The organism is Paenibacillus solisilvae (genome assembly GCF_042656405.1).
GTDB lineage: Bacteria > Bacillota > Bacilli > Paenibacillales > Paenibacillaceae > Paenibacillus_Z > Paenibacillus_Z solisilvae.
This window is the reverse complement of the sequence record NZ_JBHSOW010000070.1, coordinates 1-15,209: the sequence shown is the minus strand read 5'-3', so window position 1 is coordinate 15,209 and position 15,209 is coordinate 1. Positions and strand designations below refer to the sequence as shown.

The window sequence follows — 15,209 nt, the reverse complement described above, 5'->3', positions numbered from 1 at the left end:
CTTCTTTTGGTTAATTGCTAATTTGAAATCAATGGTCACATGTTCCTTTAATAAGAATATCTGTGAACTACTCAACGATCTAAGAACGACCTGCCAATTGCTGTTCAGCCATTTGTACTAATGTACGGGTAATGTTACCACCTATCGTACCAGCTTCACGGGTAAGTAGTTGCCCATTATAACCATTAGGTTGAAGTTGAATCCCAAATTGTTGTGCAATTTCATATTTCATTTGATCCAGTGCTGCATTGGCTTGAGGTACAACCAGTTGATTTCTCGAAGAACTGCGACTCATATTAGTGACACCTCCTTTGTATTTGAAGGTAGTATGCGTTGGTAGAATGCTATTATACATGGATTCAGAATGTAATTATTTCCAATTTTTATCCATATTACTATGAATAAAGGCAAAGTTACCGACCAATCAGCGTAACCGCAGCGGATTTCCCTTCGGCAGCTGCAGTCTTGGCTGGCGAAATCCGTTACTCGCTCTTCATAGCTACGGACGGCTTTATCGATCTGATCCTGTCCGGCCCTGCCGTATTCAACGGCAGCGATGCTGCAGGTACAACTTAGTTTTTCGATAATCATCCTAGAGTGGGATTTGAATTTAAAACCGCCGATTTGGCAACCATTACATTCCCGAAACAGGCCCGCAGCTAGCAAAAAAACCGCATCCATATGAGAATGCGGTTAGTCTGTTAACAGCTTAAAAATTGTTGTAAATAACGTCGGCCGTGACCTTCCCACTCGTGACGTCTCCCGAGGTGAAGCCGGATACCGTGTTGCCGACTTTAAATTCCTTACTTACCAATTGCTCGGAAGGATCAGGAGCCGTCGGGCCTGTTATGCCGTAAGTCGTTTTTTCCGTTACCGTCACCCACAACTCGCCGATTCGGAAGCTTTGGCCATCGGCGCTTACCTCATCAATGACACCGTCAATGTTGACCCGATGCTTTGCCGAAGTCGCCGATCCCGGACCGTTATTTTCAACGATGCCGCCGCTTGGGTTGTTCGTGACCGGATCAGGGGCAGTACCAGTACCACTTCCGTTCTCGTTAAACGCATAGATGCTTAAAGTCAATACCGCGCAAGCCGCAATGCTCGCTGCCCAGATGACCGCCTTGTTTTTCTTTACTGCCGGATTAGCTGCTCTCATAGGAATCTCTCCATTTCGTTTATCGTTATCGATTTGTTTGTGCCTTTCCAGGTTTAAGCGTTCAAGCGCACGATCTTGAAAGTCTTCGCTCGTTTTCAATTTGGACATGGCCGATTTATAACTAGATGTCTTCATCTTCACAAATCACCACCTATAACTTCTTTAAGCTGATTGCGCCCGCGAGCAAGCCAAGTCCCTACCGTTGCGGGTTTGGCATGAAGAATGTCCGCTATTTCTTCCAATGAGTAGCCCTCGTAATAATGGAGATGGATCGGGACCCGATATTTTTTATCCAATGATAATACAGCCTGCATGACCATGTATTCATCCTTCGGAAGGTAAGACAGGTTGTCCGGTATGGGGTTACGACTTTTAAACCAGCTCGTCTTGAGCAGGTTCTTGCATTTATTGATCGTTGTTCGGATTAACCAGGCTTTCTCATGATCAACGCTGTCGAAGACGGGGGATTTCTGGAGATAGGCCAGGAATACTTCCTGCGCGACTTCCTCCGCGTCGGCAACGATTTTGAGATAGGCGAACGCTATCTTGACCAGGCTGTCGGAATAGTTGACCACGGCATTGCGGACGGATTCATTGAGCTCATATGAATCGTTCACCTGATGTCCTCCTTTCACTAGTAATACAATCGAGGAGCCCTTTATTTTTCACGCAGTAAAAATAAGTTTGGGACAATTGCTTTAAAAGGGGAGTACTGCGCTTCCTATAAGTATGTCCGACGGCCAAAAACGGCAACAGTCCGCGGGCCAGAAGCAAACAACAAGCCCCTTGGGCGAATGGAGCCAAGGGGCTGTTAGTACTCGAATGAGTAAAGTGACCATGAATTATTTACCATTACGTGCCTCTGGAGAGAATACCTGTCCTATTCCTTCTTGGGCAAACCGACACTTAATTTTCTACTTTGTTTGCTGAATTGAAGTTCCCGCAACTTTCAGAAGAACAATCCCGTGCGCAGGGACATTTACACGATATGAATTTGACTTTTGAATCCAGTTATTTGTCGGTATGGATGCAGTTTCCTTTTAATAAAAATATAAGGATTTCCGGGATTCTCAATAATTATTACTTGATTAGCGGATAATGTGAACTGTCGACTGGAGACTTGTGAACGTAATGATAACTTTCATTAATGTAAGTCTACTGCAGCCAAATAAAAGAATAGTAAATGATAGGGGTATAAATAGAAAAAAACCGCGCAGCATCAAGCCTTCGCGGTTTTGATTTTTTTCTGCAGGCCTGTCAGGCCAAAGAAAAGAGACCCGATTATGGGTCTCTAAATAAATGAATGATTGTCTACGATCGGCATAGCTGCGATAAACCGTCCGGGAGTTGCTGTCTTAATACAGATCGATTTTTCGTTTCAAATCTCCCCGCAACGTTACATTGGAATCTTGCCGTATATAATGGCAGACATAGGATCTGCGGAATCTGTCCTTCGTTTTGTTACGAGTAGAGGAATGGACGAGCAAACTGTGAAAAAACAGGATATCCCCTGTTTCCATTACAACAGGTATTTCTGCCGTCAAATCCACGCCTTCCGTTTCCGTTGTCCAATCCGCGTGCTCCAGGATGTTTTTCACCTTTCCGTGTGGGAGCGGTCCTAGCTTGTGACTGCCTGGAATAACCCGGAGGCATCCGTTTTCTTCATCATTTTTCTCCATCGCAATGGACGCAGCAATCATTGTATTCGGTTCATGATGAATATATTCGAAATCTTGATGCGCTGCTTGTCCTTTTGAGCCGGGTTCCTTAAAGAAGTACATGCTCTGAACGCCAACCGCTTCGTCACCCATCAGTTGGGCTAACGCCCCCCTAATAATAGGAATCTTTAGCATTTGCAAGGAGAAGCTGTCTTTCAGATGGGGATTAAAAACACGAAAAGAGAAGGTCGCTTTTTCTACAGAATCCGGTTGATCCGGTATCTCGTTCTTAGCAAGATTGTACATATGCCGGTTATAAATATCGAGTAAATCATCGCTGCATGCCTGACGGAGAAGAAGATAGCCGTTATTGGCAAAAAAAGAAATCTGTGCTTCATCCAGAGGAGAAATACGGCCCATTGGCTCTATCATTGTGTCTCACCTTTTTCAAAAGAATTCGTTTTGGGAATACCTATCGCTGAGAGCCGCGGTTTCGATCCATCCATGCCAAGAAAAGGATAACGATGGACAGAAAAAGATTGGCACCAAGCGATAAGACCAGAACAACGTATTCGGCGGAATCTTTTTTCACAATAAAAAGCAAGAAGACGATCAATACAATGAAGAATACACTAATCTTAAATATTACTTTTCGGTAGCTATGGTCCATTTTGGCACCTTCTCTACGTGATGACATGACACGATCGTCCTGCCGGTAGGAAGCAGAGATGGCGCTATCTGCTCGCATGTAAGGTCCGCATACAGGCATCTTGGGTGAAATGCGCAGCCGGGCGGCGGATTCGAGATACTAGGCATGTCTAAACTCTTTAGCGGCAATTCCCTTTTTACTTTCGCAATCCTTGGATTCGGTACCGGAACAGCGGATAGAAGTGCCTGTAGATAAGGATGCTTAGGAGCGGCAAGCACATCATGAAGACTTCCTTGCTCGACGATTTTCCCCAAGTACATGACAACCATTCTGCCATGTTGTGCAATATAGCGTGCGGTCGCCAAATCGTGCGTAATATAGATAAAGGCAATGCCGAGTTTCTTATTTAACGTTGACATTAATTGCAGAATCGCCATTCGCAGGGATACATCTATCATGGAAACAGGTTCGTCGGCAACGATGAGTTTTGGGCGCAATGAGATCGCCCTTGCCATCAGTACCCGCTGTCTTTGACCGCCGCTCATTTGATGGGGATACTTATCGAGAAATTGTTCGGGCGGCGTCAGCCCGACCGTATTTAGCAGCTCACATACACGGTCGTACGCTTCTTTCCGACTATTTACCAGTTTCTGCTGCATGATAGGATCGGATAGCGATTGGAATATGGTTCGCATAGGGTTTAATGCCGCATACGAATCCTGCTGGACGAGCTGCACGCCTTGACGGTACTCTGAAAACTCCCCTTTATTCATTTTCCATATGTCTTTGCCTTGAAAAAGAAGCTGCCCTCTGGTCGGTTTATGCAGCCCCGTGACGACTTTGCCCAGCGTCGTTTTTCCGCAGCCGCTTTCCCCTACGAGCGCTACTATTTCTCCAGGTTCAAAGGATAATTGAATATCGGTCATGGCGGGGATGGGTGTCGGTTTGCCAAACAGTTCCGATTTTTGCTCGAAAATCATGCTTATATTGCGAAGTTCCAGCAAGCTGCTCAAGCAAGCATCTCTCCCTTCTCATTCAAATGGCATGCAGCGATACGACCCTTCCCGACAGAAATCCCCCGAGGCTGTTCCTGCTTACAACGATCGGTTGCAAACTCGCATCTTGGATGAAATGCACAGCCGGGCGGTAAGTTTAACAAATTCGGCGAAGAACCTCTGATGGATTTATTTTTACTGACATCATCCAATAGGGACGGAGCCGCTTGAATGAGTCCCGCCGTATACGGATGTTTGGTATTTTCGAACATCTCGAACGTTTCCCCGGTTTCCACAATCTTTCCGGCATACATGACACCAATACGATCAGCCACTTTGGCAACGACGGAAATGTCGTGTGACAAAAGAAGCATCGTAATGTTCATTTCCTTATGAACCTTTAAGAGAATATCAAAAATGTAATCTTGAGTGATGACATCAAGCGCGGTTGTCGGTTCGTCCAAGATGACCAGCTTTGGGTCGAGCAGCAGGCTGAAGGCGATCATGACACGCTGCTTCATGCCGCCGCTCAATTCGTGCGGGTAAGCTTTCAACACGCGGCTCGGCTCAAGCCGGACGTAATCGAGCAGCTGGGACGCCTTCTTGATGATCTCCTCTTTCCTCATTTTTTTATGAGCCAGGACAGTCTCAATCATTTGATCCCCAATGCGCATGACAGGGTTTAACGCGTTTTGTGCGGCTTGAAATACCATAGATACGTCCGTCCAACAGTACTGGCGCAGTCGATTCGCGCTGTATTGCACAATATCCTCGCCATTGAATAGGATACTTCCGTTCTTGATGATCCCTGGTGATGAAACGATATTAAGAATAGCCGAAGCCAGTGTGGATTTGCCGCTGCCGCTCTCTCCGACCAAAGCGGTCACTTTCCCTTTCGGAATGTCGAGTGAAACTTGATCGACAGCCCGAATCGTTCCCGAGTGAAGTTTGAATTCTATTGATAAATCTCTGATTTCAATCAGATTGTTCTCGTTCATGGTACTCCCTTCTATCCTCTAAGCCTTGGATTCAAAGCTTCATCAATACCATTGGCAAAAAAGATCGAACCCAGTTGAAATAATGCAAGACAAAGAATCGGTGAAAACAGATAAATGAAGCCTAGTGGATTAAAGATACCGCCTGTTTGAGAAACGGCGAGATTAAGCATTTGTCCCCAATTAGTCGGCGAGTAAGGAGCTAGTCCCAGCATCATAATCCCTACACTGCCTGTAATTGCACCGCGCATCGTCATAATAAAATTAATGGATAAAAACGAAGTGATACTCGGCATAAGTTCTTTGAAAATGATATGCAGCTTGCTCATTCCCATGACCTTGCAGATGACGATAAAGTCCCTTTCCTTCAGTGAAATAATTTGCGAGCGGACAGCGCGCGTAAGGCCAGGCCAGCTCCACGCGCTTAACACGAGGGCGAAGGAGACAGGGTCTCTGATTGAGAAAATAGCCGCCAAAATAATCAAAATCGGAAAGCTGGGGATCGTTAGAAACAGATTGGTAATCAGCATAATAACCGCATCTAGTTTTCCGCCGATAAGACCGGAGATTGTCCCAAGAAATGCACCGACAAACAATGTGAAAAAGGCAGCAAGTAAACCAACAAGAAGCACTTCCTTGGAGCCATGCACCAATTGTATAAAGGTATCCCTCCCGGCAAAATCGGTTCCTAGCCAATGTTCTAACGATGGAGACTGGTATCGGTTATTATAGTCGACTGTCATATTGAGTTTAAAAACGAACGGCCCTACGGTCGCCATTAAAATGAAAATGATCAGAACGATTAAACCTATGAGCGATCTTTTGTTATGGCAAATGATTCTGAAAAAGCCAATAATTCCTCTCATTTTCCGATTACCCCTCTACCTTAATTCTCGGATCGAGCTTCGAATAAACCAAATCCGCAATGAGATTGGCAACGACCATAGTGACACTGAGAAACAAAATAATGCCCTGCATCACCGTATAATCTCTTGTTCTCGTCGCTTCCCCCAGAAAGTATCCGATACCGGGGTATTGGAAGACATTCTCGATAAGTGTTGCCCCGCCCAGCATCCCGCCGAAGGTGATGGCCAGCATGGTGATCATCGGCAGCATCGCATTTTTCAGAACATATCGGTTCATGATGACCGATTCGGATATTCCTCGCGCTTTCGCCGCGATAATATAATCTTCGCCAAGTATGCTTACGGCATTGCCTTTCATCATAAGTGCCCAACCGCCAATATGCGTGATGACGAACGTTAAGATCGGCATAGCCGCATAGTAGAGCACGCTTACAATAAAGTCGAGATTGAAGCCGGGTGTCACAAAGGGATCGTAAGCGCCGTTAACAGGAAACCAGTTTAAACCGTAAGCAAAGACAACCAACAATAGGATGGCAAAAATAAAATCCGGAATGGCTGAGGTGATGACCGAAAACAAGGAGATCGCCGGCTCCAAAATAGAATTTCTTTTCCAAGCCATTCTCACGCCCAGAAACATTCCGATCAGAAAGCTGATGACAAGCGAAATGCTTGCTACAAAAATCGTCCAAGGCATCGCGTTTGCAATAATAGAGTTTACCGTGATCTGCTGGTAAATCATCGAAACGCCAAGGTTTCCATGTATGAGACCTGAAATATAACGAACGAACTGTTCGTGTAACGGTTCGTTCGGATTATAATTAATCATGGCCGCAATCCGCCGGTAGGCTTCTTCCAATGTGATCCCGAACTGAGTTGCATAATCGCGGGCCCATGCATCAATTGCGTTGCCCGGCGTTAATCGAAGTAGCACGAAGGTCATGATCGTAGCTAAACATATTGTAATGACCGCCATGCCAATTCGCTTTAACACAATGATCGGCGTCATCCTGATCCTCCTAGAAATGGTATGTAAGCTTGTGGGCTCCACAACGATCGGGCACGTACATTGGATACGTATGATCGCCGTGAAGCCCAATCTTTGTCCGCATATAGCAGCATGAGCGCTTTCGAAATTCTCTCCATTCAGGATCATTTCTCTCTAGGTGCTAATCTTCCTTCCACAAAGTACGTTAATCCCCCAAATCCAAAGTTGATTTCAGAAACCGCATCGATGTCATCAGGTTCGGTAGGCACCGGCAGACTGCGATTGTATTTCTCGAATTCATCCTCTCTCGGCCAACCTTTGACCGTCTTTACATTCTCAAAATAACCGGTTGTGTTTTGGAAATACCCTACGCCATATGCATTTTCATTTGTAATCCATGCCAGCTTGGAAATCGCGTCTTTACGATCTTCTTCCTTCTGAATATAGGGGATTTCCTTTAAGGTTTTGTCAATATCAACGACCTGCCCGCCCGGACCTGGTATTTGCATGTTTAATTTTCCTTTGTCCGGCCCGTCCTTATATTTGGGCAGATGAGCCATATTCCCGATACCGCCCCAATAGAAATTCCGCAACGAATTCCACGGGAACATGAAGCCCCAAGAAACGTCAACCCAATCGACAGACATGTGGTAAGCACCTTTGTCCTTGGTCGAGTTGTTGTAATATACGCTGCCATCGACGGCCATTAATTTGGTCGGAAGGCCGAATTTCGTCAATTGTTCGGCGGTGATCTGAGCTGAGTTCACCGCTTGCAACCATCCGCCGTTCACCCCGATAATAAAGTTCGGCGTCTTGCCGCTCGGGTCTTCCCAGTTGCCGCCCTCACCCTTCTTCCAACCGAGTTCGGTTAACAGTTCTCCTGCTTTGTCCGGGTTATAAGTGAATTTTGTCATTTTACCCCGGATCTCCGGAGTTACCCATTTGGCAAGTTCGGATTGCGGCATTCCGCTCATCGAGACGTCCGCTTCCTGCCCATAGTAGTTGCCGACCTCGCGAATCTTTGTTCTATCCAGTGCGAAGACGACAGCCTGACGGAATTTCGGGTTATCAAACGGCGGTTTATCCAGATTGAATACCATTCCGATCGTCGCCGGATCAAACATACGGTAATGAACGAGATCCTTGTTGGAAGCAAGCATATTTTCCAGAATATCTCTAGGTGGAGTACCAGGATATGTATCGACCTTGCCCGATTTCAGCAAAGCTAATCCGGATGAGTCGGATCCAGGATTTTTAATAAATATCCGGTCGAATTTGATGTTTTCGGCCTTCCAATACTTCTCGTTTTTCTCTAAAATCATATCGGAAGCGGTTACTTTTTTCACGATAAACGGACCTGTGCCCACAGGCATCTTCGGACCAGCTTTCAAAAAGTTCTGCCAGTTTGTATCCAATTCTTTCCGCAGCTTGTCTGAAATCTCTAAGCCGAACGGTCCCTTTTTTTCGGGATTATCTGTCGGCTTAGCATTCTTTAGCAAACTATCCGCCTTATCTACATATTTACCATATAAATGATAGGGAATTGTGGCCTGCCAATCCTGCGCTATAAACAAATTTTTCATTTCCTCAAACGGGGCTGGCTCCTGCCATTTTAAGACAACTGTCGTTTCATCGGGCGTTTCTATGCCAGTTAAATATTTTGTGACTTCGACGCCGTTATTGAGCATATAGTAGCCCCATACATCCTTGCTTGTGAATGGTTCACCATCCTGCCAATTGACACCCGATCTTATTTTGATCACGGTTTCGTTGCCATTGTGCTTAATCGATTCAGCCAAACGATTATAGATTTTATCCGTTGAGCGAACGAATTGAAATAATCCCTCAAACGTATACTGCCAGGCCTGGCCTACACCACCGGAGGCAAAAGGATTGCCTTGAAACAACGGCGGCTTTGGCCACCCGCCTAAATCTCTGAATACTTTCGCATTATCTTCTGTACAACCATTCAAAAATACAGAGACAACCAGCACAAATGGAAGCAATAAAAACATTAATTTCCGAATTCGCATCAACTTTCCTCCTATTTTAGGACACATTAGTTCACCTTATCGTTGCTCCATATCACCACCCTTTGGAAATGTAAGCGTTTTCTGATCGTTCTATAATTATAAGCAATTTCTTTAATGTTCGTCTTTGTATATTAAGGCCCTATTTTTGCATTCTCATGCCATACGGCTGTCTAAATCGAAAAAAATATGTAACAAAAAAAGCCAACGTCTCGAGGAACGTTAGCTAAAACAGGTAACCTATCAACCATATAATGAAATCCAACAGATACGCCTTTAACTGCTCATTAACATCATTATCTATAGACTAGCTCTTTATCGCCTAGACCAAGCGTCTCTGTAGTTGAAGTATGAATTTCGTGCAGAAGCTCTGGATTTTCCAATAGTGACACGCCATAAGAAGGAATCATTTCTTTAATTTTCGCTTCCCACTCTTTCATATGCTGCGGGAAGCATTTATTAATTACCTCAAGCATAACGTGAACAGCAGTAGAAGCACCTGGAGAAGCACCTAGTAATGCTGCAATCGAGCCATCAGCGGCACTAATAACTTCCGTACCAAATTGAAGTGTACCTTTGCCAGCTTCAGTATCTTTGATAACTTGCACACGTTGGCCCGCTACTACTAAATCCCAATCCTCGCTTTTGGCGTTCGGGATAAACTCTTGTAACTCTTCCATGCGCTTTTCTTTCGATAACATAACTTGCTCGATCAGGTATTTTGTCAATGACATGTTTTTTGCACCTGCCGACAACATCGTTACGAGATTATTCGGTTTAACGGAAGTTACTAAATCAAACATTGAACCGGTTTTTAAAAACTTTGGCGAGAAGCCGGCAAACGGTCCGAATAGCAACGATTTTTTATTGTCGATAAATCTTGTGTCAAGATGCGGAACAGACATTGGTGGAGCTCCAACCTTAGCTTTGCCGTATACTTTTGCATGATGCTGCGCTACAACATCCGGATTATTACACACCATAAATATTCCGCTTACCGGGAATCCTCCAATATGTTTTCCTTCAGGAATACCGGATTTTTGCAGTAAATGCAGGCTTCCTCCCCCGCCTCCGATAAAGACGAATTTTGCAGTATGGCGTTCGACGTTGCCGCTGTCGTTTCGCACTTTCAATTCCCATGAGCCGTCGCTAGTACGTTTAATATTATCAACGCTATGTTTGTATTTGATATCGACGTTTTTACTCTTTAAGTGGTTAAACAAAATGCGCGTTAAAGCACCAAAATTGACATCAGTTCCAGAGTCGATTTTGGTTGCCGCTATAGGTTCATTCGATGGACGATCTTGTATAATAAGCGGAATCCATTCCATCAGTTTTCCAGGGTCATCGGAAAATTCCATCCCTTGAAACAGAGGATTATTTGACATCGCTTCAAAACGTTTCTTTAAAAAATTTACATTTTGTTCCCCTTGTACCATGCTCATATGAGGCAATGGCATGATAAATTCCTGCGGATTACGTATCAGCTTGCTGTTTACAAGATAGGACCAAAACTGCATGGAAAGCTGAAACTGTTCATTAATTTTGATAGCTTTGCTAATATCTATAGATCCGTCTGGTTTTTCGACAGTGTAGTTAAGCTCGCACAGTGCAGCATGCCCTGTTCCTGCATTATTCCACTCGTTAGAGCTTTCCTCTCCTGCATTTCCGAGCTTCTCAAACACTGTAATTTCCCATTCCGGTACTAATTCTTTCAGAAGTGTCCCTAAAGTCGCACTCATGATTCCGGCACCAATTAAGATGACGTCTGTTTTAGTTTCTCTGTTGCTCATTTTTACCATCCTTATACCCTAAAATTTGCAGAAAGGATGTTAGGCCTCCTGCTTATCCGTCACACCAAGCCAAGGCGCGACCTAGTCACACCTATTCTAGTTTAATTATAACCCTATCACAGTGTATTTCAATTATTAATAGATGAAAAAATCTACTATTATGTGATAATTATAAGCTATTTAGAAGCTGGTAAAAAGTGATAAATTCATCCACATGGTCCTAGGAACACACAAAAACCAAGGCCTTAACCCGGCTTCTTGCAAGGATTAAGGCTTTGGTTTGCCGTTGCTAGTGAACCGCATCATCTAATTTTCGCCGTTACTTGTGATACGGTTCACCAACACAAAAAAGCCGCGATTCACGCAGCCTCTAATGCGATAATGTACTTGTCAATCACTAGCCCTCTGGTTTTCCTCCTGCCCCTTCCATTTCCATGTTAGTTTAAATTGTTATATTCTTCATCCGTTACGGGTTCCAACCATTTGGTATCGCCTTTTTGGGCATTTGTGCTTATCGCAATATGTGTAAACCAGCTACCCGGTGTTGCCCCATGCCAATGTTTCACATCCGGACTGATCTTTACTACATCTCCTTCATGAAGCACCTGTACCGGTTTGCCTTCTTCCTGATAATATCCTTTGCCGCCAGTAACAAGCAGAATCTGGCCACCCGGGTGCTTATGCCAATTATTTCTTGCGCCTGGTTCAAACGTTACATTACCTATCGGGCAATTAAAAGTGCTGTCATTAGGAACCAGCATTTCCAGCCATGCTGCCCCAATGAAATAGTTATTCGTGATTTTTTCACCTTTCGGGAAGATTACACTTTCAGATAATTGATTTAATTTATTCATATTATTATTCTCCTCGACTTATATATTTAGTTTCTACCCCAGTGAATGGGTAACAATCACCATTCCAGAAGCCGCTTATTTCGGACCTAGTTCAGTTGTAACGGCTCCTGGCGAGATAATCGTTGTACGAATATTGCTGCCGACCGACTCTTCTTTACGCAGACCTTCAGTGATCGCACGTACAGCGAACTTTGTTAAAGCATAGACGGAACTTCCAATTCCGACAACGTGCCCAGCAACTGAAGCAAGATATAATAAGTCCTTCTTTTCTTTCTTTCATTGAAGGAAGAACAGCCGAAATACCATAAAGTATTGCCTTTAATATTTACATCAATCATGGTATTCCATTCCTCGATTTTTGAAGTGCATACTCAGCCAGTTCATTGTTTGATTTCACCATATCCAATGTTTATAAATAATGAACATTAATTTATAAATGTACATTTGTTATTATACGCACAATCATTATGATTACAATTGTTAAATAGATGCGATGTGTTAATTAATGAACAAAGGTGCTTAAGTTGTTAATTATTCTTAAAGAAAGTTTGGTGACCTTCACTCTTGGGCTATACTCCCGAAGGGCTTGTGTTAAATCATATCTATTCCTCCTCTCTCTGACTACATAGAGGAGTTTACAGCTTGGTGTTAACTCCAAGTCAATAGTAACAGTTAAAGATTTATGAGTTGTGAACCAAGAGATCGCTTATCCATCTGTGGCTGATTCCCTGTTCAAACAAAAAGACTGCCCCAAAAACAATCCTTCAATTGGGCAGCCGCAATGATATGATACGAATCGTTTAATTGGGAAAATTATATAGACAATACTCAAAATCTTAGTTTTGCTGCATACCATCCAGCTGTAACACGCGATAGTATTAACCAACCACGACTGGCTTCACAGATTTAATATGATGGATGTAATCGATACTACTCTGTGTTAACCTCTCGTCAGTAAGGTTGGAAATATCGCTTAGTGCAAAGTGTGGCAAATAAGTGGCACTGATAAAATGAACAAGCGCTTGGACTGGTCGTAGAATTTCCTCAAGTGTAAATTGGTTAAACCCGGTTGGTTGATAGGATTCTTCAGAGCCATATGTCGAGATCGCTACGCCTATTTCTTTACCTTCTGTTTTACTGCCATCCGGCCCATATGCCCAACCGTATTGTAATACGGAATCAAACCATTTTTTTAGCAGTGGTGGCGTACTGTACCAGTAAAGCGGATATTGGAAAATGATCCGATCATGCGCCTTAAGCATCTTCTGTTCTTTGGAGATATCGATATTTTCGTCAGGGTACTCCTTGTATAATTCGTGGATAGTGAAATCACCTTGCTTTTGCAATTCTTCCAGCCATGATTTGTTGACACGGGATGCAGCCATGTTCGGATGAGTTATGATAACTAATGTTTTCATTGTAATTGCTCCATTCATATTTGTTTTTTTAAAGCTAAAAATATATAATTTCCCACTTTGCTCCCGTTTAACCAATTTCGAAAAATATTATTCATCCCTTTTTTGACCTATTAAAAGGTAGGTATAAGTTAAAAAATCCGCTTTATTCCTTAGCTAAAGCGGATAGTAATCCTTCGGCAATTGTATCAAATCTCCTTAATTCCCGGAAACTTCTTGCCAGCAATTGTGCCCCTTGCAGCGAGGCGAAAAATTGATGAGCCTGCACATCCGCGGCACCCTCGAATCTTATGATCCCTTCACGACGTCCTTCCTCCAAGACCCGTTCCAACCATTCTAAATTCGTTGTAAAAAACTGCGCTACCCCTTCTCGTGCTTTGCCTGATAATGAGGTCAGATCAGTCGATAACATGACTCCCAGGCATGTACGATAATTGTCGACAGGGCCTCCGCGATAAAGTTCAATAAACTTACGGAGTTTTTCCAAACTGTTTCGCGGTTCTGCATCGACCTGAGTAATGAAGGAAACAAAGTTTTCACGATACCGCTTAATAAGCGCTTCTCCCAAATCCTCCTTGCTAGGAAAATGGTAATGGATACTGGCAGTACGTATCCCAATTTTGTCTGCAATATGTGCGTAGCTGAACCCGTTAAATCCGGATTCCTGCACCATCGTCTGAGCGGTATCCAAAATGACATCTGCAGTGTTAGCGTTTTTGTTCATGAGCTCATTCTACCTTTTAGTAGTTAGAATGTCAAAGCCTTTTTTATAAAAGATTTAAGTCCCTCTACGAACACCTTGATTTAATTACCGCCACGGCCAGCCTGGCGTCCCTTACTTATGGTCGCTAGGCAGTCGATTAAGCCGAACGATTCTTCTTCCTTTCGAACAAGTTTGAAAATAGTATGGATCTTCACCACGCTCATCCCATATTCTGTTCTTTTATCATCACAAGATTTCGGGAATTTTATTCATGACAAAGAGCGCTTTGGGGCAAGGGAGCGACAACCAAAAAATCCACTTCCAGCTCAGTTTATCGATCAACAGTCCCGAGATTGCTGGCTCATAACTTGCGTAACAATAAGTAAGAACTTCGGCCACGGCGACCAAACGCTGGTCTCCCTCGTTATCGAGTGCCGCGATTTACGCGGATTCTTAAGCCTTGTTCCAGTCTTCAAGGTGTTTGGGAATAGAGAAAAACCGCCAAGGTACTATCTCTTGGCGGTTTTATTATCGTTGATGTAATGCCTATTCCTTGTCAGCACCTTCTGGCGGTCCGACTTACTCACAGTTCGCTATGAATATCAGTTTAACTCAATCGATAGTTCTCATTTATAGTTTTACCCTTATTTGTAATTTATAAACATGAACCGCAATTCTCCCGCGGAAGTCGTGCGGTGATTCTTCGATTCTCAAAATTAAGCCCATTTACATTAAAAGCTTATATAAATTAATGATATAACTTTCTCATGAAGCTGGGTTAGTAAAAAAGCGCACCGGCAATGAGCAATCAGCCGCTAACCACAACCGGAATATTTACTAAATTACTAAATTACTAAATTAGTATATCTTATGCTATATCATTATTCAATCCGATATTTGTGATAGTAGTATTGATACTCTTGGGCTTTCCCCACTTCGATGCTTCAACCTCTTGCTTCGTCATACCACTGTATATTAACGCGGTGTCGTGTTAAATTTCATAGCATAGAAAAATATGGCGAGATTTTCTCGACAGCCCAAAAGGGGCTGTCCCAAAAGTAAGTTTTAATCACTTGGCAGATAGCTTGTTTCTGTAAAGAAGCACGA

General features: G+C 43.6%; 13 protein-coding genes and 1 pseudogene. All 14 read right to left on the bottom strand.

Annotation, left to right across the window (positions count from 1 at the left end; all coding sequences use genetic code 11):
• Positions 1-79 precede the first annotated feature (79 nt).
• The 14 genes and pseudogenes from ACFPYJ_RS19245 to ACFPYJ_RS19180 all read right to left on the bottom strand — a co-directional run bounded on the left by ACFPYJ_RS19245 (position 80) and on the right by ACFPYJ_RS19180 (position 14,123).
• Positions 80-295: a small, acid-soluble spore protein, alpha/beta type gene (locus ACFPYJ_RS19245; RefSeq protein WP_379189812.1), complete on the bottom strand. Its 216-nt coding sequence runs from the start codon at positions 293-295 to the stop codon at positions 80-82.
• 414 nt (positions 296-709) lie between these two features.
• A complete protein-coding gene (locus ACFPYJ_RS19240; protein WP_379189811.1) occupies positions 710-1,294 on the bottom strand; it encodes a hypothetical protein in 585 nt (194 codons plus the stop codon).
• A gap of 2 nt (positions 1,295-1,296) precedes the next feature.
• Positions 1,297-1,776, bottom strand: coding sequence for an RNA polymerase sigma factor (locus ACFPYJ_RS19235; protein WP_379189810.1), 480 nt, complete (start codon positions 1,774-1,776; stop codon positions 1,297-1,299).
• 738 nt (positions 1,777-2,514) lie between these two features.
• The gene (locus ACFPYJ_RS19230; protein ID WP_379189809.1) at positions 2,515-3,249 is read right to left on the bottom strand and encodes a phytanoyl-CoA dioxygenase family protein; all 735 of its coding nucleotides are present in this window, start codon (positions 3,247-3,249) and stop codon (positions 2,515-2,517) included.
• A gap of 213 nt (positions 3,250-3,462) precedes the next feature.
• A complete protein-coding gene (locus tag ACFPYJ_RS19225; RefSeq protein WP_379189808.1) occupies positions 3,463-4,479 on the bottom strand; it encodes an ABC transporter ATP-binding protein in 1,017 nt (338 codons plus the stop codon).
• A complete protein-coding gene (locus tag ACFPYJ_RS19220) occupies positions 4,476-5,459 on the bottom strand; it encodes an ABC transporter ATP-binding protein (RefSeq protein ID WP_379189807.1) in 984 nt (327 codons plus the stop codon). The genes ACFPYJ_RS19225 and ACFPYJ_RS19220 overlap by 4 nt, the downstream gene beginning before the upstream one ends.
• An 11-nt stretch (positions 5,460-5,470) precedes the next feature.
• Entirely contained in the window at positions 5,471-6,322 is an 852-nt protein-coding gene (locus ACFPYJ_RS19215; RefSeq protein ID WP_379189806.1) for an ABC transporter permease, read from the bottom strand.
• A gap of 7 nt (positions 6,323-6,329) precedes the next feature.
• Positions 6,330-7,328, bottom strand: a complete 999-nt coding sequence (locus tag ACFPYJ_RS19210; protein ID WP_379189805.1) for an ABC transporter permease — start codon at positions 7,326-7,328, stop codon at positions 6,330-6,332.
• 143 nt (positions 7,329-7,471) lie between these two features.
• Positions 7,472-9,340: an ABC transporter substrate-binding protein gene (locus ACFPYJ_RS19205; RefSeq protein ID WP_379189804.1), complete on the bottom strand. Its 1,869-nt coding sequence runs from the start codon at positions 9,338-9,340 to the stop codon at positions 7,472-7,474.
• Between the two features lie 293 nt (positions 9,341-9,633).
• Positions 9,634-11,130 carry a malate:quinone oxidoreductase gene (locus ACFPYJ_RS19200; RefSeq protein WP_379189803.1) on the bottom strand — a complete coding sequence of 499 codons (1,497 nt, stop codon included), beginning with the start codon at positions 11,128-11,130 and terminating at the stop codon, positions 9,634-9,636.
• A gap of 437 nt (positions 11,131-11,567) precedes the next feature.
• Entirely contained in the window at positions 11,568-11,984 is a 417-nt protein-coding gene (locus tag ACFPYJ_RS19195; RefSeq protein ID WP_379189802.1) for a (R)-mandelonitrile lyase, read from the bottom strand.
• A gap of 87 nt (positions 11,985-12,071) precedes the next feature.
• Positions 12,072-12,343 (bottom strand): annotated as a pseudogene (locus tag ACFPYJ_RS19190) (SDR family oxidoreductase); the annotation flags it as partial.
• Positions 12,344-12,862: 519 nt separating this feature from the next.
• Positions 12,863-13,402 carry an NAD(P)H-dependent oxidoreductase gene (locus ACFPYJ_RS19185; protein WP_379189801.1) on the bottom strand — a complete coding sequence of 180 codons (540 nt, stop codon included), beginning with the start codon at positions 13,400-13,402 and terminating at the stop codon, positions 12,863-12,865.
• Between the two features lie 142 nt (positions 13,403-13,544).
• Positions 13,545-14,123 (bottom strand): TetR/AcrR family transcriptional regulator, encoded by a 579-nt coding sequence (locus ACFPYJ_RS19180; protein ID WP_379189800.1) that lies wholly within the window; start codon positions 14,121-14,123, stop codon positions 13,545-13,547.
• Positions 14,124-15,209 lie beyond the last annotated feature (1,086 nt).